Annotated in this window: 19 protein-coding genes; 14 read left to right on the top strand and 5 right to left on the bottom strand. The window is 69.5% G+C overall.

The window, feature by feature from the left end:
* Window positions 1-126 precede the first annotated feature (126 nt).
* Both AC5Y4S_RS11060 and AC5Y4S_RS11055 read left to right on the top strand, forming a co-directional pair.
* Complete coding sequence (locus tag AC5Y4S_RS11060) at window positions 127-1,596, top strand: aldehyde dehydrogenase family protein (RefSeq protein ID WP_500032619.1); 1,470 nt, start codon at window positions 127-129, stop codon at window positions 1,594-1,596.
* A complete protein-coding gene (locus tag AC5Y4S_RS11055) occupies window positions 1,593-3,770 on the top strand; it encodes a CaiB/BaiF CoA transferase family protein (protein ID WP_500032618.1) in 2,178 nt (725 codons plus the stop codon). Before AC5Y4S_RS11060 ends, AC5Y4S_RS11055 begins: the two co-directional genes overlap by 4 nt.
* On the opposite strand, the gene AC5Y4S_RS11050 is transcribed toward AC5Y4S_RS11055, so the two are convergent.
* A complete protein-coding gene (locus AC5Y4S_RS11050; protein ID WP_500032617.1) occupies window positions 3,765-4,310 on the bottom strand; it encodes a carboxymuconolactone decarboxylase family protein in 546 nt (181 codons plus the stop codon). The genes AC5Y4S_RS11055 and AC5Y4S_RS11050 overlap by 6 nt on opposite strands.
* A gap of 234 nt (window positions 4,311-4,544) precedes the next feature.
* Between AC5Y4S_RS11050 and AC5Y4S_RS11045 the strand changes: the two genes are divergently transcribed.
* Window positions 4,545-5,555 (top strand): zinc-dependent alcohol dehydrogenase family protein, encoded by a 1,011-nt coding sequence (locus AC5Y4S_RS11045; protein WP_500032616.1) that lies wholly within the window; start codon window positions 4,545-4,547, stop codon window positions 5,553-5,555.
* Between the two features lie 9 nt (window positions 5,556-5,564).
* On the opposite strand, the gene AC5Y4S_RS11040 is transcribed toward AC5Y4S_RS11045, so the two are convergent.
* Entirely contained in the window at window positions 5,565-6,368 is an 804-nt protein-coding gene (locus AC5Y4S_RS11040; protein ID WP_500032615.1) for a helix-turn-helix domain-containing protein, read from the bottom strand.
* A gap of 136 nt (window positions 6,369-6,504) precedes the next feature.
* Here AC5Y4S_RS11040 and AC5Y4S_RS11035 point away from each other — a divergent pair, with 136 nt between their 5' ends.
* The 8 genes from AC5Y4S_RS11035 (at window position 6,505) to AC5Y4S_RS11000 (ending at window position 14,203) form a co-directional block, all read left to right on the top strand.
* A complete protein-coding gene (locus tag AC5Y4S_RS11035; protein ID WP_500032614.1) occupies window positions 6,505-6,963 on the top strand; it encodes a hypothetical protein in 459 nt (152 codons plus the stop codon).
* A gap of 39 nt (window positions 6,964-7,002) precedes the next feature.
* On the top strand, window positions 7,003-7,971 hold the full coding sequence (locus tag AC5Y4S_RS11030; protein WP_500032613.1) for a zinc-dependent alcohol dehydrogenase family protein: 969 nt from the start codon (window positions 7,003-7,005) through the stop codon (window positions 7,969-7,971).
* Between the two features lie 121 nt (window positions 7,972-8,092).
* On the top strand, window positions 8,093-8,974 hold the full coding sequence (gene sigI, locus AC5Y4S_RS11025; RefSeq protein WP_500032612.1) for an RNA polymerase sigma factor SigI: 882 nt from the start codon (window positions 8,093-8,095) through the stop codon (window positions 8,972-8,974).
* Between the two features lie 37 nt (window positions 8,975-9,011).
* The gene (locus tag AC5Y4S_RS11020) at window positions 9,012-9,473 is read left to right on the top strand and encodes a nitroreductase family deazaflavin-dependent oxidoreductase (protein ID WP_500032611.1); all 462 of its coding nucleotides are present in this window, start codon (window positions 9,012-9,014) and stop codon (window positions 9,471-9,473) included.
* On the top strand, window positions 9,470-10,348 hold the full coding sequence (locus AC5Y4S_RS11015; protein ID WP_500032610.1) for an alpha/beta fold hydrolase: 879 nt from the start codon (window positions 9,470-9,472) through the stop codon (window positions 10,346-10,348). The genes AC5Y4S_RS11020 and AC5Y4S_RS11015 overlap by 4 nt, the downstream gene beginning before the upstream one ends.
* 28 nt (window positions 10,349-10,376) lie before the next feature.
* Window positions 10,377-11,288 carry an alpha/beta fold hydrolase gene (locus tag AC5Y4S_RS11010; protein ID WP_085190126.1) on the top strand — a complete coding sequence of 304 codons (912 nt, stop codon included), beginning with the start codon at window positions 10,377-10,379 and terminating at the stop codon, window positions 11,286-11,288.
* 9 nt (window positions 11,289-11,297) lie between these two features.
* Window positions 11,298-12,719, top strand: a complete 1,422-nt coding sequence (locus AC5Y4S_RS11005) for an acyl-CoA synthetase (protein WP_500032609.1) — start codon at window positions 11,298-11,300, stop codon at window positions 12,717-12,719.
* Window positions 12,720-12,925: 206 nt separating this feature from the next.
* Entirely contained in the window at window positions 12,926-14,203 is a 1,278-nt protein-coding gene (locus tag AC5Y4S_RS11000) for an MFS transporter (RefSeq protein ID WP_500033294.1), read from the top strand.
* Between the two features lies 1 nt (window position 14,204).
* Here AC5Y4S_RS11000 and dapD read toward each other — a convergent pair whose 3' ends face one another.
* Window positions 14,205-15,158 carry a 2,3,4,5-tetrahydropyridine-2,6-dicarboxylate N-succinyltransferase gene (gene dapD, locus AC5Y4S_RS10995; RefSeq protein WP_500033293.1) on the bottom strand — a complete coding sequence of 318 codons (954 nt, stop codon included), beginning with the start codon at window positions 15,156-15,158 and terminating at the stop codon, window positions 14,205-14,207.
* Window positions 15,159-15,193: 35 nt separating this feature from the next.
* On the opposite strand from dapD, the gene dapE reads away from it, so the two are divergent.
* From dapE to AC5Y4S_RS10980, 3 genes are read left to right on the top strand one after another with little or no spacing between them, the layout of a single operon-like run.
* Window positions 15,194-16,258: a succinyl-diaminopimelate desuccinylase gene (gene dapE, locus AC5Y4S_RS10990; protein ID WP_500032608.1), complete on the top strand. Its 1,065-nt coding sequence runs from the start codon at window positions 15,194-15,196 to the stop codon at window positions 16,256-16,258.
* A 32-nt stretch (window positions 16,259-16,290) separates the two neighbouring features.
* Window positions 16,291-16,539 carry a type II toxin-antitoxin system Phd/YefM family antitoxin gene (locus AC5Y4S_RS10985; protein ID WP_068129256.1) on the top strand — a complete coding sequence of 83 codons (249 nt, stop codon included), beginning with the start codon at window positions 16,291-16,293 and terminating at the stop codon, window positions 16,537-16,539.
* Window positions 16,540-16,935, top strand: a complete 396-nt coding sequence (locus tag AC5Y4S_RS10980) for a type II toxin-antitoxin system VapC family toxin (protein ID WP_500032607.1) — start codon at window positions 16,540-16,542, stop codon at window positions 16,933-16,935.
* Between the two features lie 102 nt (window positions 16,936-17,037).
* On the opposite strand, the gene AC5Y4S_RS10975 is transcribed toward AC5Y4S_RS10980, so the two are convergent.
* Both AC5Y4S_RS10975 and AC5Y4S_RS10970 read right to left on the bottom strand, forming a co-directional pair.
* On the bottom strand, window positions 17,038-18,534 hold the full coding sequence (locus AC5Y4S_RS10975) for a cellulase family glycosylhydrolase (RefSeq protein ID WP_500032606.1): 1,497 nt from the start codon (window positions 18,532-18,534) through the stop codon (window positions 17,038-17,040).
* A gap of 75 nt (window positions 18,535-18,609) precedes the next feature.
* Window positions 18,610-20,751 carry an AAA family ATPase gene (locus AC5Y4S_RS10970; RefSeq protein WP_500032605.1) on the bottom strand — a complete coding sequence of 714 codons (2,142 nt, stop codon included), beginning with the start codon at window positions 20,749-20,751 and terminating at the stop codon, window positions 18,610-18,612.
* Window positions 20,752-20,803: the final 52 nt, after the last annotated feature.

The following is a 20,803-nucleotide window of genomic DNA, read 5'->3' as shown; positions in this document are numbered from 1 at the left end:
AGGTCTGTCAATGGACTGCCAACGCCGTGAAATAGGCGGGAATTCGTTCAATTGATGATTGACGCCAGAGGGCCGCGGGTGAACACTGACTGTCTAGATGACCGACGTTCGGGTGAGGAAGCGCGCATGACCGAGCTACAAACTCCGGGAACTCTTGTCGACACCTACCAGCTCTACATCGATGGCAGATGGGTCGACCCGGAGGGCGGTCGCTACGACGACATCAATCCGGCGACCGAGCAATCGATCGGCACCGCGCCGGACGCGAGCATCGGGCAGGTCGGCGCGGCGATCGACGCCGCGCGGCGGGCCTTCGACAGCGGGCCGTGGGGCCGCATGGGCCCGCCGGAGCGGGCCGGCTGCCTCAACCAGCTCGGCACGGCGCTGCTGAACCACGCCGACGAGTTTTTCGCGCTGTCGCAGGCGGAGTGGGGCTGCGTTTCGAACGAGCGGATGATGCAAATCGACGGCGCCGGATACATGTCGATGGTCGCGGCCCAGCTCGCCGAACAGCTGGGCGAGGAAGCGGTGACCGGCATGAGCGCGGGCACCACGTTACTGCGTCACCAGCCGCTGGGCGTGGTATCGGTCCTGACGCCGTGGAACTTCCCGCATTGCCTCAACGTCATGAAGCTCAACCACGCGCTGGCCGCGGGCAACACCGTCGTGCTCAAGCCCTCGCCGCTGACCCCGCTCGCGGGGCTCGCGCTCGCGCGGATCATCGACGAGGAGACCGACATCCCAGCCGGCGTCGTCAACGTCGTCACGCCGTCGGGCATCGAGGCGGCCAAGCTGCTCACCACCGATCCGCGGATCGACATGGTGAGCTTCACCGGCAGTTCCGTCGTCGGGCGCCAGGTCATGTCCGCCGCGGGCGACACCATGAAGCGGATCCTGTTGGAGCTGGGCGGCAAGTCGGCCAGCATCGTCCTGGACGACACCGAGGTCACCGACGAGATGTTGCAGCAGATGCTGTTCGACTCGTGCTCGCTGCACGCGGGGCAGGCCTGCATCCTGCACAGCCGGATGCTGCTTCCCGATTCGCTGCACGACGACGTGGTCGACCGGCTGGTGGCGCTGGCCCGCGACGTCAAGGTCGGCGACCCCACCGACCCCGACGTGCAGATGGGGCCGCTGATCAGCGCCACGCAGCGGGACCGGGTCCAGGCGCATGTCGACGGGGCGGTCCACGACGGGGGCCGGCTGGCGACCGGGGGTGGCCGCCCGGCCGGTTTGGACGTCGGATTCTATTTCGAGCCGACGATCCTCACCGGCGTCGACCCGAATTCGACCATCGCTCAGGAGGAAGTGTTCGGGCCGGTGCTGACGGTGCTGCGCTACCGCGACGACGACGACGCCGTCGCCATCGCCAACAACTCGCAATACGGACTTTCCGGGGCGGTGTGGGGCGGCGATGTGGACCGTGCCGTCGGCGTCGCGCGACGCATCCGCACCGGGCAGGTCGCGGTCAACGGGTGCGGTCCCGGCGGCGCGCCGTTCGGCGGGTTCAAGCTCAGCGGGCTGGGGCGCGAGGGCGGCGGCATCGCCGGGCTATACCACTACATGGAGGCGATGGCCATCGGGGTTCCCGCGTGAGCGGACCCCTTGCGGGGCTGTCCGTCGTCGAAATCACCAGGGAGATCTCCGGCCCTTATGCGGCAAAGCTTTTCGTCGACCTTGGTGCCGAGGTCACCAAGGTTGAGCCGCCGGGCGGAGATCCGCTGCGCCACTGGGGCAGTGGTGGGTTGTTCGAGTACCTCAACGCCGGCAAGCGAATTGCGGCACTGAAGGACGCCCCGGACCTGATCGCGCACGCGGACGTGCTGGTGGAGAACCTCGGGCCGGGAGAGCTGGAAGCGTTGGGCTTGCATCTCGACGGCCTGGTGCTGTTGCGCATATCTGCCTTCGGGCAGTCCGGACCGTGGCGGGACCGGCCGGCGACGTCGCTGACCTTGCAGGCGGCGTCGGGCTGGGTCAGCGCGCGTGACCCCGACCGCCCGCCGGTGCAGGTCGGCGCGCGGATCGACGAGTACGTCGCGGGTGCCTACGGCGCGCTGGGCGCGTTGACGGCGCTGCGTCTTGCGTCGGATCAGGTTGTCCAGGTTGATGTTTCGTCATTGGAATCATTGCTCTCGACGCTGCCGTATCCCATGCTGATGGCGGAGAAGATGCTGAGTCTCGGGTTGCCCACCAACGCTCGGGGAGCTCCCATGCTTGGGGTGGTCCGGGCCGCGGACGGCTGGGTGGGCATCAACTGCCTGACGGGCCAGCATTGGCTGGACGTGTGCGCGATGCTGGGCCTGTCCGAGTTCGGCGACCAGCAGATCGCGATCATGCTGGGCGGCCCCGAACGCGCCGAATTCTATGCTCGCGCCGAGCCATTGCTCGCCGAGCAGACCGTCGCCGAGATCGTCGAACTCGCTCAGGCGATGCGGATTCCGGCCACCCCGGTCAACGACGGCGCCACCGTTCTGGAATGTCCGCAATACGCCAAGCGCGAGTTCTTCGTCCAGCAGGCCGGCTTCCGACGCCCGGGGAAGGCGTTTCGATTCAGCAGTGCCGCGAACCGAACCGCACCGCGAAATCGGGGCCCGGAAATCGCGGTGCCGTTCGATTCGCGAACCAAAGGGCCCTTCGCGGGACTGAAAGTCCTCGACCTGAGCACCTTCTGGGCGGGCGCATATCTGACCTGCTACCTGGGCGCGTTTGGCGCCGACATCGTCAAGGTCGAATCGATCCAGCGGCCCGACGGGTTTCGCTACTCCGGCGCGTTTCCCTTCGAGGGTGACGACTGGTACGAACGCAGCGGCCTGTGGCAGGCCACCAACCTGAACAAGAAGGACCTGACGCTGGACCTGACCTCGCGGCGCGGCCGGGAAATCGTCCGGCGGCTGGCCGCGCAGGCCGACGTCGTCGTGGAGAACTTTTCCCCGCGAGTGGTGGAGCAGTTCGGTCTGGACTACGAGTCACTGGCGGCGCTGAAGCCCGACGTGATCATGGTCCGGATGCCGGGTTTCGGCTTGCAGGGGCCCTGGCGCGATTACGTCGGCTGGGCGTTGAACTTCGAGCAGACCGCGGGGATGTCGGCGGTCACAGGGTACGCGGACGGGCCGCCGTGCAACCCGCAGGGACCGGCCGACCCGATCGTCGGGGTGCACGCCGGGGTCGCGCTGCTGGCGGCGCTGGAGCATCGGCGCCGGACGGGGGAGGGGCAACTGATCGAGGTCGCCCAGATCGAGGTCGCCGCCGCCGTGACCGCCGAACCGGCGATCGAGTACTCGATGAACGGCATCGTGCAAGCGCGGGAAGGCAACCGCCGGCGCGGCTACCTGCAGGGCGTGTACCCGACAAACGTCGACGACGCGTGGGTGGCGCTGTCGCTGCTCGAGGAGCCGGGAATCGACCACGACGCGTTCGACGAGATGGTCGCCGCCTGGACCCGCACCCAGACCCCGGCGGCAATCGTCGAAACCCTTCAAGCACAGGGCATTCCGGTCGAACCCGTGATCACCGGCGAGAAGATGTACGACATACCTCAGCTCGACGCGCGCGGATACTACGAGGAGTTCACACATCCCGTCACCGGAGCGCACCGCTATCCCGGCTGGCCGTTTCGCATCACGCCCGGGCCGGTGCGCCACCACCGCGGCGCCCCGCCGACGCTGGGTCAGCACAACGACGAGATCCTCTCAGGGCTCGGCCTTTCGGCGGACGAGCTGGCCACGCTGCGGGCCGAACGGGTGATCGGCGAACGGCCGCTCGGGTCATAGCGCCGCCACCGGGACGTCGAGCTGGGTCTGCGCGTAGTTGAGGAAGTACGCGGTGAAGACGGTCAGGCCGAGATAGGCGAAGGCCTCCGTCAATTGCTCGTCGGTCCAGCCGGCGTCGACGGCGCGACTCCACGCGGCGTCGCTCGCCCTGCCGGAGTCGGCCGTCGCCTCTCGGACCAACCCGGCGATCGCGTCGACCCTGGCGTCCCCGGTCGCGGTCCCGGCTCGCAGCGCCGCGATCTGCTCGTCGGCCCAGCCGGCGAGCTTGGCCAGCCGCTCGGTGATCGCGACGACGTACTCATTGCCGATGACGCCGCCCGCCGCGAGCATGAGTGCTGCGGACACCCGCGGGCCGACGGTGCCGTGCTCGGCGGTCGCCGCGCGCAGCGACGTGTACGCGACGAGCACCGCGGGGGAGTGCGCCATCTGCCCGTGCAGGTTCAGCGGCCGGCCGGTCGGGGAGAACTGGATGACGTTGGCGAGCAGGCGCCGGCTGGCCTGCGGTGCGTCGTTGACGGTGTGGGTGGGAATGCGGCTCATGACTGTTAAGGACGCCGCGCCGCCGCGAAATGTGACGGCCGGGGACTTTCCCCCGTGTATCCGGCAGCGGTCGAGATGCGACCCTAAACCTTGCCCGCGGTGGCAGCATTGGGGCTCGGGCGGCTGCATCTGACCAACCTGATCCGAATCTTCGCCGCCATGGGCGGCCGACGCTGTGCGAACCGAACCGCTGAGATTTGGAGCGACAGAAGGAGCGCGAGGACGATGCGAGCGATGCGGTCTCTCGTCGCCGACACGTTAGGCGAACCGTCCCAGGTCCTGAACCTGCAGACGCGCCCGGTTCCGGAGCCCGGTCCGGGCCAGGTCCGGATCCGGGTAACAGCTGCACCGGTCCATGCCAGCGATCTGCATACCATCCGCGGACGATATGGATTCACCCCGGAGTTCCCCGCCGTGCCCGGCATCGAATCCGTCGGTGTGATCGACGAACTCGGTAGCGGCGCAGACGATCTGACCGTCGGGCAGCGCGTCATCACGATCGGAGTCACGGGCACCTGGCAGGACTATGTTGTTGCAGACGCCATGCGGGTCTTGGCTGTTCCCGACGGCATGAGCAACTCCACGGCAGCCCAGATTCTCAGCAATCCACTCACCGCGGTGATCCTGACCGGTGATGAACTCGACGTTCGACCGGGTGAATGGCTCCTGCAGACCGCGGCTGGTTCAACCGTGGGCCAGTCGGTCATCCAACTCGGAGCACACGTCGGCTTCAAGACGCTGAACGTGGTCCGCCGCCGATCCGCGGTCGACGACATCCTCCGGCTGGGCGGCACCGCGGTGATCTGCACCGAGGATGAGGACCTGCGCCAGCGCGTGATCGACATCGCAGGCGACGATGGCGTTTCCAAGGCGATCGACTGTGTCAGCGGACAGGTGGGTGCGGACGTGTCGCGAGCGCTGGCGCCGAACGGTGAACTGATCGTCTACGGAGCGCTGTCCACACACCGCCAAACCGATCCCGACAAACTCACCGTCCCCATCTTCGCGCGCTCGCTGATTTACGAAACCAAGACCGTTCGGGGATTCTGGCTGTTCCGCTGGTTCACCGAGGCCCCGCAGGATCGAATTGCCGCAACGATCAACCGGACGGTTCAGCTCGCCGACAACGGCGCGTTGCGCGTGCCGGAGGGCCAGCCCATCCGCGTCGAAAAGTTCAGCGAAGCGGTCTATTTGGCTGAAGCTCCCGCACACGGGGGTAAGCCTCTGCTGATTTTCGAACCGTGAGATTGCGGGTCAGGAAGCTGCCAGTGCCGCAAGAGCTTTCGCCGAATCACTGCCTGGTTCGGGATGGTAAATGAACACCTGGGTGTCCGATTCGGGGACGCTCAGCCTGGTGCGGCGAAGGTAAAGGTCACCGGCGACGGGATGTCGCATGTGCAGGATGCCGGCGCGGTATCCGACATCGGCACGTGCCCACAGTTCGCGGAACCGATCGCTGGCTGCCGAGAGCTCGCCAATCAGGGCGCGCAGGCGGGGGTCGCCCAGATCACCGGCCGTCGATTCACGTAGTCCACTCACCGCGACTTCAGTCGCGTCGTCCCAATCGGCGAAGAATTCGCGAGCAGCCGGTGCCAGCAGCCGCCACCGCAGCATGTTCTCGCCGGGCGCGAACCCCGGCGACAGTGCGCGGGCAATCCCATTGGCCGCCAACACATCCTGGTATCGGTTGGTGACGATCGCAGGAAGCGAGATCTGACTGATCAGTTGATCGAGACTGTCAGTCGCCGTCTCTGCAGCAGGTTGAGGGCCATGCGTCGCCTGCAAGCCCGCAAGCCGATGCAGATGTTGTGTGGCTTTGATATCCAGTCTCAGCGCCCGGGCGAGCGCATCGAGCACCTGTGCGGAGGGGTGCTGGTCACGGCCTTGCTCGAGCCGCAGGTAATAGTCGACGCTAATCCCAGCGAGCATCGCCAACTCCTCGCGGCGCAATCCCGGGACGCGCCTGCGGCGTCCGGAATCCAACCCGACATCCTCGGGCCGGATTTGTTCGCGGCGCGCGCGCAGGAAGTCACCCAGCGCACTTTTCGTTGACGCCATCGCAAGATCTTAAGACTGTTCCCCGCAGTACCAGGATGAACAGGGTTGCCTTCCGCAGTCCCTACCTGGAATTGGCGTTACCGGCGAAACGCTTCCCGTGGACGAAATACCCACACCGCTAATCAAGGAGCACGCCATGACCACTCTTCACTTTCACCAGTCGACAACCTCCACCCCTGAGCAGTTCGTCGCCGGGCTCACCGACTTCGGCCCGGGCCGTTCGGAGATCTTCCCGAACAGCGCCGACAGCGACCTCAAGGTGCACCGCCTGGGCGAGCGTGACGCCGACATCACCGAAGGTTCGGGCGGCATCTGGGAGCGCCTGCATTACGACTGGTCCGACCCCAACCGCGTCGTGCTGACGACCACCGACTCGAACACCTGGGGTGGCGCGTCGGGTTACGTCTACACCCTGACCCGGCGTCCCGACGACACCACGGATGTGGACGTTGTCATCGTCCGCGAGGGCAAGTCCTTCAAGGGCCGCGTGTTGGCGCTCCTCCTCGCGACGGGCGGCCGCAACGTGTTGAAGAAGCCGTTCGTCCACAGCGTCAAGGCCATCGAGGCCCGCAGCGACGCCGAACGTCGGCGATAGCCGCTATCGAAACTGACCAGCCCGGTGAGAGGAATTGCTATGCGCGCCATCCAGATTGAACGGTTCGGCGACCCCGCGCAGGTGCTGCGCGTCGTCGACATCGAGGAACCGCCGCCACCGGGCCCGCATGAGGTGCTGGTGGCCGTCGAGTACTCGCCGCTGAACAAACACGACCTACTCGTTGTCAGCGGCATGCTGGCGCAACCGCCCCTGCCCCACATACCCGGGGCAGAGGGGGTCGCCCGCGTACTTGCCACTGGCGCCGAAGTCGATGGACTTCAAGTCGGCGATCTGGTCGTGCTACCGCTGTATGCCGGTGCATGGCGTGAGCGGCTCGTCGTGCCCGCCGACGGCCTGTTCCCACTTCCCGCCGGCGGCAACGTCGAGCAGTACTCGATGCTGGGCAGCAACCCCCCGACCGCGGGGTTGTTGCTCAGTGAATGCACCCGCCTGCGGCCCGGGGACTGGGTGGTTCAAAACGCCGCGAACTCCGGTGTGGGGCGGTCATTGATCGCGCTAGCCAAACTCCGTGGACTGAAAACAATCAACCTGGCCCGCGATGACACCACGATCGCCGAGCTCACAGCAGCCGGAGCCGACGTGGTCCACGCCGATGACCCCGACGCTGCCGGCGACATTCGAGCAACGATCGGCGACGCGCGAGTTGCGCTGGCAGTGGACGCCGTCGGTGGCCCGGGGGTGGCGCGGCTTCTCGAATTGCTCTCCGACGGTGGACGTCTCGTCAGCTATTCCTGGGCCAGAAACGAACCGATGTGGGTCGACACCTCGACCCTGGTGGCCAAGCACCTCACCGTCCGTGGATTCTTCGTCGGCGACTTTGATTACCGCGACAAGGTGCTACCTGTCATTCGTGAGGCGGCACCGCTGGTGGCCGACGGCACCCTCGTTGTTCCGGTGGCGGCCGTGTATCCCCTGGAGCAGATCCAGGACGCAGTGTCGCATCTCCTGCGTGGCGGCAAGATCTTGCTGAAAGTCGCCGGGGGATGAGGGCGCACACCGGACGGCGGCGGAAGCTCTCCCAAGCGCCAGAACCAGGCTACTTCTAACTGAGCCACTACCGACGGCCGCCGCGTGTCACATTTGGTCCGGCCGTTTCGTCCTGAACTTCATGGATTCTCGGCACGACCAGGTGAGCGACGCGTGGCGGGCCAACCGCGCCTACCTGGTGGATCTGGCGTTCCGGATGCTGGGCGATGTCGGCGCGGCCGAGGACGTGGTGCAGGAGGCCTTCTTCCGGCTGCTGCAGGCTCCGCTGGGTGCCATCCACGACGAGCGCGGCTGGCTGATCGTGGTGACCAGCCGGTTGTGTCTGGATCACATGAAGTCAGCGTCGTCGCGCCGGGAACGCCCGCACGACATGAATGAGCACGGCTACCGCGACCGCCCGTCGCCGGCGGTGGATCCCGCCGACCGGGTGACCCTGGACGACGAGGTCCGGCTGGCCCTGCTGGTCGTGCTCGAACGCCTCACGCCCGCCGAGCGGGTGGTGTTCGTGCTGCACGACATCTTCCAGGTGCCCTACGACTCCATCGCCGCGACCGTCGGCAGCCGCGCGCCCGCCTGCCGGCAGCTGGCGCATCGCGCCCGGCGCAAGATCGGCGAATCCCGAATGCGCTCCGGCGGTGTCGGACCGGGCGAGCACCAGCAGGTCACCCGGGCATTCATCGAGGCGTGCTCCACGGGGGACCTCGATGAGCTGCTGGGGGTGCTCGACCCCGATGTGTCCGGTGAAATCGACGCCCGCAGCGGCCTGGTCGTCCTGGGCGCCGACCGCGTCGGGCGGAACATCCTGCGCCACTGGAGCGGTCCGGGCACCGTGCTGGTGGCGCAGCCGGTGTGCGGCCAGCCCGCGGTGCTGGGCTTCGTCAACCGCCGCCTGGCCGGCCTGCTGGCGCTGACGATCCGGGACGGCAGGATCACCAAAATCCATGTCCTGGTGCGCCCTTCGACGCTGGAGCCGCTGCGCGCCGAACTCGGCGGCAACCGGTAGGCGTCACATTCCGGGCGTCCGCGTCGTCCTTTAGTTCATGAGTACTGCAGCACAACAGAATTCGTTCGTCCCGGTACGACCGTCACTCGTCGTCAGGCTGCTCCTAGGGCCATCGTCGCGATTGCTCAACCCGCTGGTCGGCCTGCTGGCCGGGCGACGTTTCGTGCCGCTGATCGCCCGGGTCCATCACGTCGGCCGCAAGTCCGGCAAGCGGTACGTGACCTCCACGGGAGCCCACGTCACGGGCGACACCGTCGTGATTCCGCTGTCGTTCGGCAATGTGTCCGACTGGGCCCGCAACGTCCGGGCCGCCGGGGGGTGCGTGGTGGTGTTGGGCGGCAAGACCTATCACGCGACGCAGCCGCGTTTCGTCGACGCCGCCGACGCGAAACCCCTTGTGAGGCACTCCTTCGGCGCCGTCAACCGGCTCATGTTCAAGATGTACGGGATCCGGCAGTACCTGTTTCTGCGCATCGTCAATCCGGAGGTTTCGTCATGAAAACCCTTGCCACACTTGACCGCCCTGACTGGCTGCCGTCGTCGGCGTGGCCGTGGGACACCTACGCTATGAGCCGCCCGGAAGGCCGCATCGCGGTCACCGACACCGGCCGCGGGCGCACGCTGCTGTTCGTTCACGTCGGCAGCTGGAGTTTCGTCTGGCGCGACGTATTGCTGCGCCTGCAGAACGATTTTCGGTGCGTCACCGTCGACGCGCCCGGTTGCGGGCTCAGCGACCCGACGCCGAACCCGACGCTGGCACAGGCGGGCGACGCGGTGACCGCCGTCATCGATGCGCTGCAGTTGCGCGATGTCACCCTGGTCGCCCACGACCTGGGGGGCCCGGCCGGGCTGCTGGCCGCGGCCCGCCGTGCCGACCGCGTCGCCGCGCTGGGAGCGGTCAACTGCTTCGCCTGGACACCGACCGGCCCAGCGTTTCGGGGCATGCTCGCCCTGATGGGCAGCGCCCCGGTCCGCGAGGTGGACGTGGCGACCAATGTGCTGGCGCGCATCACCTCGACGAGCTTCGGGGTCGGCCGACACTGGCGCCGCTCCGACCGCGCTGTCTTCCGGGCCGGCATCGGCGCGCCGGCGCGGCGGGCCTGGCACGCCTACTTCCGGGACGCGCGCGGCGCGCGGGCCGTTTACGCCGAGGTCGACGCCGCGTTGCGCGGACCCCTGGCGGACCGGCCGCTGCTGACCGTCTTCGGTCAGTTCAACGACCCGCTGCGGTTTCAGCCGCGCTGGAAGGCGTTGTTCCCGACCGCGCAACAGCTGAAGGTGCGCCACGGCAACCACTTCCCGATGTGCGACGACCCGGACCTGGTGGCGTCGGCGCTGCGGTCCTTTGTCCAGCAGGCCGTGAGCCTTTCGTAATCGGCGCGTCACATGACAAGCTTCAGGCATGGCCATCGCGATCGCCCGCCCCAAGCTCGAAGGCAACATCGCGGTCGGTGAGGACCGCCAAATCGGGTTCGCCGAGTTCGGCGCCCCGTGGGGTCGCGCGGTCTTCTGGCTGCACGGGACGCCGGGGGCGCGCCGGCAGATCCCGGTCGAGGCCCGCGTCTACGCCGAACAGCACGACATCCGGCTGATCGGCATGGACCGGCCGGGCACCGGATCGTCGACGCCCCACCGGTACGAGAACATCCGGGCCTTCGGCGAGGACCTGCGCACGATCGCCGACACGCTGGGCATCGACAAGATGGCGGTGATCGGCCTGTCCGGCGGCGGGCCGTACGCGCTCGCGTCCGGCGCGGTGCTGCCCGATCGCGTCGTCGCGGTCGGCGTGCTCGGCGGCGTCGCCCCGTTCCTCGGTGACGAGGGGATCACCAGCGGCCTGATGAACCTGGGCAAGCGGGCGGCACCGTTCTTGCGGCTGGGGGGCGACCCGCTGCGGATCGGCGCGAGCCTGGTGATCAGGGCGATCCGTCCGGTCGCCAATCCCGCGCTGTACCTGTACGCCGCGATATCGCCGGAGGGCGACCGGCGCCTCCTCACCCGGCCGGAGTTCGCCGCGATGTTCCTCGACGACCTCCTCAACGGCAGCCGAAAGCAGTTGGCGGCCCCGTTCAACGACGTGATCCTGTTCACCCGGGACTGGGGATTCCGGCTCGACGAGGTCAAAGTCCCGGTCCGGTGGTGGCACGGCGACAGCGACCACATCGTCCCGTTCGCCCACGGTGAGCACGTCGTCTCCCTGCTGCCCGACGCCGAGCTGTTCGTGCTGCCCGGCGAAAGTCATCTGGCCGGGCTGGGTCGCGGCGAGGAGATCCTGTCCACCCTGATGAAGATCTGGGACGAGAAGGCCGGGTAGCCTGCAGTCGTGCTGCTGGCATCGCTGGACCCCTCGGCCGTTACCACCACCGACATCGCGGACGCGGTCAGCATCGACGGCGTCGCGCTGAGCCGCAGCGACCTGGTCGGCGCCGCAACCTCAGTCGCCGAACGGGTGGCCGGCGCGGACCGGGTCGCGGTCCTGGCCACGCCGTCCGCGGCGACCGTGCTGGCGATCACCGGCTGCCTGATCGCGGGCGTGCCCTTCGTGCCGGTGCCCTCCGACGTCGGCGCGGCCGAACGCCGGCACATGCTCACCGACTCCGGCGCGCGGGCGTGGCTGGGCCCTCAGCCGGACGAAACCGAAGGGCTGCCGCACATTCCGGTGCGACTGCACGCCCGCTCCTGGCACCGCTATCCCGAGCCGTCACCCGACGCCACCGCGATGATCATCTACACGTCGGGCACCACCGGGCTGCCCAAGGGCGTCGTGCTGAGCCGCCGGGCGATCGCTGCGGACCTCGACGCGCTGGCCGAGGCCTGGCAGTGGACCGCCGACGACGTCCTGGTGCACGGCCTCCCGCTGTTCCACGTGCACGGCCTGGTGCTGGGCCTGCTCGGGTCGCTGCGGATCGGAAACCGCTTCGTGCACACCGGCAAACCCACACCAGCCGGCTACGCGAAAGCCGCGTCGGAGTCGGGGGGCTCGCTGTTCTTCGCGGTGCCGACCGTGTGGTCGCGCTTGGTCGCCGACGCTTCGGCGGCCGAGGCGCTTCGCTCGGCGCGGCTCCTGGTGTCCGGCAGCGCGCCGCTGCCGGTGCCGGTGTTCGACCGGCTGGCCCAGCTCACCGGGCATCAGCCCATCGAACGCTACGGCGCCTCGGAATCGCTGATCACCATCTCCACCCGGGCCGACGGCGAGCGCCGCGCGGGCTGGGTCGGCCTGCCGGTCGCCGGCGTGCAGACCAGGCTGCTCGACGACAACGACAACCCCGTGCCGCACGACGGGGAAACCGTTGGGCGCCTTCAGGTTCGGGGCCCGATGATGTTCGACGGCTACCTGAACCGGCCCGAGGCCACCGCCGAGGCGTTCGGGGACGACGGCTGGTACCGCACCGGCGACGTCGCGGTCGTCGACGACGGCGGCATGCACCGCATCGTCGGACGCGAGTCGGTCGACCTGATCAAGTCCGGCGGATACCGCGTCGGCGCTGGCGAAATCGAAACCTCGCTGCTCGGGCACCCCGGCGTGCAGGAGGCGGCCGTCGTCGGGCTGCCCGACGAGGACCTGGGCCAGCGCATCGTCGCCTTCGTCGTCGGCTCCTCGGACCTGGACACCGCCGAACTGATCAACTACGTCGCCCAAGAGCTTTCGATCCACAAGCGCCCGCGCGAGGTGCGCCTGGTGGAGGCGCTGCCCCGCAACGCCATGGGCAAGGTACTCAAGAAGCAGCTGCTATCCGAGGGCTGAGCCGCGGGCTGTCTGGCGCGAGCGCGCGCAAATGTACGTCCCCCACGGCGTGTCGCTGTGCAAACACGCGCGCTCGCGGCCATCGGCCCGGGCGAGACACGCAGCGTTTTGCCAGGTTTTCCATCGAGCGTGACGGCGCGCCTTCACCTACCGTCGTAGTCGTGACGGAACTGCCGACGGTTGTGGCCGAGCGCGCCCACACGCCCATGCGGCGGGTGGCGGCCGCCTGCCTGGTCGGCTCCGCGATCGAGTACTACGACTTCCTCATCTACGGCACCGCGGCCGCGCTGGTGTTCCCGACGGTGTTCTTCCCGCGACTCGGTTCGACGCTGGGCGTCGTCGCCTCGCTGGCGACATTCGCGACGGCGTTCCTGTCCCGGCCGCTGGGCGCCGCCGTGTTCGGGTACTTCGGCGACCGGCTGGGCCGCAAGAAGACGCTGATCGCCACGCTGCTGATCATGGCGGTCTCGACCGTCAGCGTCGGGCTGGTGCCCAGCACGGCCGCCATCGGGGCGGCCGCCCCCTTGATCCTGATCGTGTTGCGACTCATGCAGGGGTTCGCCGTCGGCGGCGAATGGGCGGGGTCGGCGCTGCTGAGCGCCGAGTACGCGCCCGCCGGCAAGCGGGGCCGCTACGGCATGTTCACCCTGCTCGGCGCCGGCACCGCGGCCGTGCTCGCCAGCCTGACCTTCTTGGGCGTCAACTTCAGCATCGGGGAGCACAGCGCCGCGTTCATGCAGTGGGGATGGCGGCTGCCGTTCCTGTTCAGCGCGGGGCTGATCGGGATCGCGCTGTACGTGCGGCTCAATATCGACGAGACCCCGGTGTTCGCCGAGGAGAAGGCGCGTGACCTGGTGCCCAAGGCGCCGCTCGGGGAGCTGTGGCGCCTGCAGCGCCGCGAGATCCTGCTGGCCGGCGGCAGCCTGCTGGGCGGATTCGGGTTCGGCTACCTGGGTCACACCTATCTGCTCATCTACGCCAATTCGCACCTCGGGTACACGCGCGGCTTCATCTGGTCGGTGGGCGCGCTGACCGGGCTGGTCAGCATCGCGACGGTGGCGGCCTCGGCCACCCTGTCCGACCTGGTGGGGCGCCGCCGCCTGATGCTGCTGGGCTGGTCGCTCCTGTTGCCCTGGGCGTTCGCCGTCATGCCGCTGCTGAACACCCGCAACCCGGCGCTGTACGTGGTTGCCGTCGTCGGGATGGCGATCGGCGGGGCGATCGGCTCCGGGCCCACCGCCGCCTTCATCCCGGAGCTGTTCGCCACGCGGTACCGCTACAGCGGGTCGGCGCTGGCCCTCAACCTCGCCGGGGTCATCGGCGGGGCCCTGCCGCCGCTGCTCGCCGGGACGCTCCTGGCGACGTACGGCAGCTGGGCGATCGGCGCCATGCTGGCCGCGCTGACGTCGGTCGGCCTGGTCTGCACCTACCTGCTGCCGGAAACCAACGGCACGCCGCTGAGCCTGGAGGACGTGACCGGCTGACTCAGTTTGCGTGCAGGTCCTCGTTCAGCGCGATGCCCTGACCGTCGCGGGCCACCACCTCAACCGCCCCGGTGACCGAATTGCGCCGGAACAACAGATTGTTGGCGCCCGAGAGCTCGCGGGCCTTGACCGCTTTGCCGTCGGGCGTGGTCACCTTGGTGCCCGCGGTGACGTACAGGCCGGCCTCGACGACGCAGTCGTCGCCCAGCGAGATGCCCAGGCCCGCGTTGGCGCCGAGCAGACAGCGCTTGCCGATCGAAATGACTTGCGTGCCACCGCCGGACAGCGTGCCCATGATCGACGCCCCGCCGCCGACGTCCGAGCCGTCGCCCACCACGACACCCGCCGAGATGCGCCCCTCGACCATCGACGCGCCCAGGGTGCCGGCGTTGTAGTTGACGAAACCCTCGTGCATCACCGTCGTGCCGGGCGCCAGGTGCGCGCCAAGGCGCACCCGGTCGGCGTCGGCGATGCGCACCCCGGTGGGCAGGACGTAGTCGACCATCCGCGGGAACTTGTCGACGCCGTAGACGGTCACCGGCCCGTGGCGGCGCAGCCGCGCCCGCACCGCCTCGAAACCCTCGATCGCGCAGGGACCGCGATTAGTCCACACGACGTTGGTCAACACCCCGAACAAGCCGCCGGCGTTCAGCCCGTGCGGCGCCACCAACCGGTGCGACAGCAGGTGCAGCCGCAGGTAGGCGTCGTAGGCGTCGGCGGCCACGTCGTCCAGCGAACCGATGACGGTGCGCACCGCGACGGTCTCGGTGCCGCGATCGTCGTCGCGGCCCACCAGCGCGACCAGTTCCGGCGGAACGTCGGACAACGCCAGCCGCGACGTGCCGCCGGTGCCAGGCTCCGTCAGTTCCGGTGCGGGAAACCACGTGTCGAGCACCGACCCGTCGTGGGCCAGCGTCGCCAGCCCGATACCTACAGCTCCAGTCACGGCGGCCAGGTTACTTGCCGGGCTCAACCACTACCCTTGGGGGCGTGCTGGACCTACGCGGGGACCCGATCGCGCTGACGGCGGCGCTGGTCGACATCCGCAGCGAGTCGCGGGACGAGGCGCGCCTGGCCGACGAGGTGGAGGCCGCGCTGCGGGCGCAGACCTCCGGCTTCGAGATCGTCCGCAACGGCGACGCCGTGCTGGCGCGCACTTCCTTCGGCCGGCCGTCGCGGGTGCTGCTGGCCGGGCACCTCGACACCGTGCCGATCGCGGAAAACCTGCCGAGCCGCTTGGAGAACGGCGAGCTCTGGGGCTGCGGCACCGTGGACATGAAATCCGGTGACGCGGTCTTCCTGCACCTGGCCGCCACCGTGGCCGAGCCGGTGCACGACCTGACCCTGGTCTTCTACGACTGCGAGGAAATCGACGCGGCGGCAAACGGTTTGGGCCGCATCCAGCGCGAGTTGCCGGAATGGCTGTCTGCCGACGTCGCGATCCTGGGCGAACCCACCGGCGGCTTCATCGAGGCGGGCTGCCAGGGCACGCTGCGGGTGGTGATCAGCGCCGCCGGGACGCGCGCGCATTCGGCGCGATCGTGGTTGGGCGACAATGCAATTCACAAGCTGGGTGCCGTGCTGGACCGGTTGGCTTCCTATCGGGCGCGCAGCGTGGACATCGACGGCTGTGAGTATCGCGAGGGATTGTCGGCGGTGCGCATCGACGGCGGCGTGGCCGGCAACGTGATCCCCGACGCGGCCGCGGTGACGGTCAACTTCCGCTTCGCCCCGGACCGGTCGGTCGAGGCGGCGCTGCAGCACGTGCACGAGGTATTCGACGGCCTGGACGTTCACCTCGAGATGACCGACTCGGCGGCGGGCGCGCTGCCCGGCCTGTCCCAGCCCGCGGCCAAGGCGCTGGTCGAGGCCGCCGGCGGCCGGGTGCGCGCGAAGTACGGCTGGACCGACGTCGCGCGGTTCGCCGCGCTGGGGATCCCCGCGGTCAATTTCGGGCCGGGCGATCCCAACCTGGCACACACGCGCGACGAGCGGGTGCCGATCGCCAACATCACCGCCGCGGTGGAGATGCTGCGGCGCTACCTGAGCGCGTAGCGCAATGTAGCACAACCTGCTACAGTAGGCGGATGGTTAAGACGATCGCCCAACGCGAACTGCGGAATGACAACGCCAGGGTGATCGACGCCGTAGCGACCGGCGAGACTTTCGTCGTCACGCGAAACGGCGAGCCAGTGGCCGAACTGCGTCCAATCAGAGCGGGTCGTCGCTCGTTCGTCTCGCGCGATGAGGTCGCGGCGCTGGCGACATCCGCGGTGCGCATTGACCACCGTCGATTCCGGGCGGACTTGGACCGGTTGATAGATCAGGCCCTCTGAGTGTCGTCCGGTCTCCTCGACACCTCCGTCGTCGTCGATTGGCATGACCCGGCGGTGGTCACCGCGTTGCCCGACGAGATGGCGATATCCGCAATCACGGTGGCGGAATTGGCGGCGGGCCCGCACCTGGCCGCCGACGCTCTGGAAGCTGCCAAGCGCCAAGCTCGATTGCAAGAAGTCGAATCGATTCTGGAACCAATCCCATTCGACGCGGCCGCCGCACGCAGCTACGGGCTTGTGGTTGCCGCGGTGGTCCGCGAAGGTCGGAAGCCAAGGAGCCGATTCGCCGACCTGCTCATCGCAGCTACCGCGCATGCCAGTCGTTTGGACCTTTACACGCGAAACGGCGACGACTTCGCGGGATTAGAAGGGCTTGTTCGCGTCGTGGCGATCTGACGAGACGGTCGCGGGGTCGGCGGGCAGGCTCGAGCGTCGCGCCAGCGTGGCGCTCGGCGCCGACGGCCGCGCTAGCGCGCCGATCGGCGGAGGGTCGGGGCGTCACGGCGTCACGACCACGTCGACCCTGCCCGCGCCCGCGTTCGCCACGACGGCCAGCACGGGCGCGTTGGGCGCCGAAACCACCTGTCCGCCAGTGACACTCACCTGATAGCCGTTCGGGTACTCGACGGGCGGCACCGAGATGAACGTCTGCGCGCCGGCGGCGAAGCCGCCCGCGTGGTCGGCCCGCTCGGTGGTGTAGCAGAGCCGGAAGACGCCCGATTGGAACGACCACTCCCGCGGCGTGCCCGCCACCACCTGCGGGTATGGCGCGGCGAGCACCGCCAGCTTGGCCGCGTTGACGTTGGCGCCGGTCGGCGGCTGGCTCGGGTCGAAGACCAGCGCCTGGTCGGTCGGCGACGAGCTCGTCTTGTCGTTGCCGGTGTACGCCCACTCCAGCCAGCCCATCCGCTGCCGGTCGGTGTGGCGCATCACCTCGGCGATGTTTTTCAGGTCGTTGGTGGCACCGAACTCGGTCAGCAGCGGCGGGATGTGGTGGAAGAACGCGTAGAGGTTCGCGTTGGTGATCGTGAGGCCGTCCTGGAAGCGGCAGGTGATGTTTCTGTGCAGCACCGATTCGATGGCGCAGTAGTCGTGGAAGGAGAAGCCGGTGCTCGGGTCGACCACCCCGCCGAGGTCGGTGTGGACGCCCTCGTCGGACAGCGTGTTTGGCTCGAAGAACACGAGCGTGGTGGGGTCGGCCGCGCGGATGACCGGCACCACCTTCCGGTAGAACACGGTCAGCTTGTGGTCCTGCACCGGGCAGCCCAGGACGAAGTCGAAGCAACCCTCCCAGATGAAGCCGGGCCACGGCTCGTTCAACACCTCGTAGCCGAACACCCCCAGGTTGCCGTGGAAGAAGCCCGCGACGTGGGCCCACGCCCGCGCGTAGTGATCCTGCAGCCCGATCCCGTCGGGCGCGGGGGCGTTGCGCCAGAAGGCATTCCAGGCGTACTCCTCGGCGGGGTTGAGGAAGTAGTTGCCGGGAAAGCCGAGTTGCGGGTTGGGCAGGCCCGCCTGCGCCACGGCCCACGCGGGGGCGCCCTCGCCCTGGAACGCCTCGTTGTAGAGGTCCTGATGGAAGTCGAGCAGGCTGACGATGCCGTGCGACGCCAGGGTCGCCACGGTCTGCGCGATCGAGTTGAGGTAGTTGTCGTCGTAGCTGAGCGGCTGCGGCTCCACGGCGGCCCAGATGACACCGACCCGCATCGCGTTGAAGCCGTTGGCCTGCAGGAAGGCCGCGTCGTCGTCGCCGAACCCGTCGGCTGACGGTGTATACGGCGGAATCTTGTACACCTGGTTGAGCCCGTGCAGGATCACCACGCGCCCGTCGGCGTCGGTCATCCAGCGGCCGGCGTGGCCGAGCGGCAGTGTCGGGCCGGTGGGCGCCGCCAAGGCGCGGGGCGGGGCGACGACCGACGCCGCGTCAGTCGTCAGCGCGGCGATCAGCAAACCGGCCGCGAGCAGCCGGGCCGCGCGCGAAGGGCGGATACGCATGCAGCCTCCAAGCCCCGAGCGAAGTCACTCTGGGAAACAGTGAGGCGCAATAGTCACAGTGGTAACGCGGACGCGTCACGGTTGGCGCACAATGCGGCGCGCCTGCGCGGCGGCGTCGGCGGCCGCGGCGCGCATCCCGGCCGCCGCCAGCTCCTCCGACACGGCCCGCAGCGCCGCCTCGTCGCCGGACGCCAGGGCGCGGGCGTGGGCGAGCGCCAGTCCGCCCACCGCGCAGTCGACCTCGGCGCCCAGCCGGGTCAGCGGGTCCACCGCGCGGGTGTCGCCGAGGCGGACGGCCTCGTGCCAGGCGCGCAGCGCCACCGCCGACTGCCCGCCGCGCTCGGCCATCCGTGCGGCGTCGCGGGCGGCCGCGATGGCGCCGGCCGAGTCGCGCGTGGCCGCCAGCCGCCGCGCCCGCGCCATGCCGAGCTCCGGGCCGAACAGCGCCGACTTCGTGCCGTGCCGAGATTCGGCCCGGCTCAAGGCCTTCGCGGTGGCGGCGATGTCGCCCTGCTGGGCCAGCGCGGTCGCCAGCAGCGTCAGCGACAGCGGCCCCCACGAGTAGCCGGTGCGTTCCAGCGTGGCGGCGGCCGGGCCGAGCAGCGCCGCCGCCTGCGCGAACTCGCCCTCGGCGATCAGCACATGCGCCAGCAGCACCTCGCCGATCGCGCGGCCCGGCTGCTGCAGTTCGGCGAAATCGGTGAACTGCTGGGCCAATTCGCGCGCGTCGGGCAGCCGGCCCGCCATCAACAGCGCGGTGGTCTGGCCCAGCCCGATGGTGAACCGCAGCAGCCCGGGGTGTTCGGCGGACAGGGCGCGGTGCGCCAGCGGCTCCACGTCGCCGAACCGGCCCTGCCGCGCTGCGCACAGCGCGGCGGCACTGGCCGCCCAGGCCACCGCCTGGTCGCCGGCCGACGGTGAATCCAGCACCTCGCCGGCGATCTTGACGGCGTATCCGACGTTGCCGGCGTTCATCGCGAACGTCGCGCTGAGCGCGTCGAGGGTGGTGCGCGGGCCCGGATCCGTGACCCGATTGCGGATGGTCCGCAGGAACGCGGTGGCCCGCTCGGGTTCGCTGAGCATCCAGAACTGGTTGGCGGCCCGCAGCAGCGCCCAGTCCATCAGCGCCGGCTCGGCCAGCGCGGCGGAGTCGACCTCGGCGAGCAGCGCGTCAGCCTCGCGGCCGCGGCCCTGCCATCCGAGGGCGTGTGCCAGCGACAGCCGCGCCGCCAGGCCCCCAGACCGCTCCAGCGCCGAGCGGGCCAGACGTTCGCCGAGCGCGAGGTCGCCCAGGCGCAGCGCCTGCTGCGCGGCGTCGGCGACGTCGGCGACGCGCTGGGGGGCGTCGCTGTCCAGGGCCAGGGACGCCAGCCGCAGCCGATCGCTGAGGTGTTCCGACGCGCGCTGGGACAGCAGCTTGACGACGTCGGTGCGCCGTCGCCGGGCGTCGTCGGGACCGAGCGCGGCGCGCGCCCGCTCGGCGAACAGCGGATGTGCGGTGTACACGACCGGCTCGTCAGGAACATCCGAACTGCCGCCGCGCACCCGGGTTTCCGCCGCGCCGAGGTCCTCCGCCTCGCCGACCGCGCCCGCCCCGGCCAGGACGGTCAGGTCGGCGACCGACAGCGGCTCAGCCACGGCGAGGTAGTCCAGCACCGTCCGCGCCGGGGTGGGCAGCTCGGCGATGAACGCGTCGACCTGGGCGGCGGTGGTCGCGCCGCCGGGCGCGTCGACATCGATTCGCGGCAGCAGGCCGTCGGTCCACAGCGCCGCGATGGCGTCGGGCGCCGCCGAAAAATCCGGGCCGCGGGCGGTGACCACCATCCGGCCCGTGCCGGCCAGCGCCAGCTGGTAGACCAGCGTGGCCGACAGGACGTCGAGCTGGTGGGCGTCGTCGACGACGAGCAGCAGGTCGTTCCCACCGGCCAGCGACGCCCGCGCGGCCCGCAACAGGGCGGCCGGCTTGCCGAGGTCGGAGATCGCGACCAGGTGGCTGAACGCCCCGAACGGAACGGCGCGCTCGGTCGGGGTGCCGGTGACCCAGCGGGTGAGGGTGCTCGGGTGTGCGCGGCCGTAGCCCTCGGCGGCCAGCCGGGCCAGGGTGGATTTGCCGCAGCCGTCGGGCCCGAGCACGACGGCGCCGCGGCCCGCCCCGAGCGCGTCGTTCAGCCGCTCCAACGCCGCCTCGTGTTGGGGGACGTTCCAACGAATCGGCACCAGCCGGAGTTTATTGCGCGCGGTGTGCGCGCCGCACCGGGCTTGGTCTACC

The organism is Mycobacterium sp. NGS64 (genome assembly GCF_059812245.1).
This window is presented reverse-complemented; position numbering and strand designations above follow the sequence as displayed.

Coding starts and splice junctions, on each gene's coding strand:
- AC5Y4S_RS11060 (WP_500032619.1), top strand. CDS start 127: ATGACCGAGCTACAAACTCCGGGAACTCTTGTCGACACCTACCAGCTC.
- AC5Y4S_RS11050 (WP_500032617.1), bottom strand. CDS start 4,310: ATGAGCCGCATTCCCACCCACACCGTCAACGACGCACCGCAGGCCAGC.
- AC5Y4S_RS11045 (WP_500032616.1), top strand. CDS start 4,545: ATGCGGTCTCTCGTCGCCGACACGTTAGGCGAACCGTCCCAGGTCCTG.
- AC5Y4S_RS11040 (WP_500032615.1), bottom strand. CDS start 6,368: ATGGCGTCAACGAAAAGTGCGCTGGGTGACTTCCTGCGCGCGCGCCGC.
- AC5Y4S_RS11035 (WP_500032614.1), top strand. CDS start 6,505: ATGACCACTCTTCACTTTCACCAGTCGACAACCTCCACCCCTGAGCAG.
- AC5Y4S_RS11030 (WP_500032613.1), top strand. CDS start 7,003: ATGCGCGCCATCCAGATTGAACGGTTCGGCGACCCCGCGCAGGTGCTG.
- sigI (WP_500032612.1), top strand. CDS start 8,093: ATGGATTCTCGGCACGACCAGGTGAGCGACGCGTGGCGGGCCAACCGC.
- AC5Y4S_RS11020 (WP_500032611.1), top strand. CDS start 9,012: ATGAGTACTGCAGCACAACAGAATTCGTTCGTCCCGGTACGACCGTCA.
- AC5Y4S_RS11015 (WP_500032610.1), top strand. CDS start 9,470: ATGAAAACCCTTGCCACACTTGACCGCCCTGACTGGCTGCCGTCGTCG.
- AC5Y4S_RS11010 (WP_085190126.1), top strand. CDS start 10,377: ATGGCCATCGCGATCGCCCGCCCCAAGCTCGAAGGCAACATCGCGGTC.
- AC5Y4S_RS11000 (WP_500033294.1), top strand. CDS start 12,926: ATGCGGCGGGTGGCGGCCGCCTGCCTGGTCGGCTCCGCGATCGAGTAC.
- AC5Y4S_RS10985 (WP_068129256.1), top strand. CDS start 16,291: ATGGTTAAGACGATCGCCCAACGCGAACTGCGGAATGACAACGCCAGG.
- AC5Y4S_RS10975 (WP_500032606.1), bottom strand. CDS start 18,534: ATGCGTATCCGCCCTTCGCGCGCGGCCCGGCTGCTCGCGGCCGGTTTG.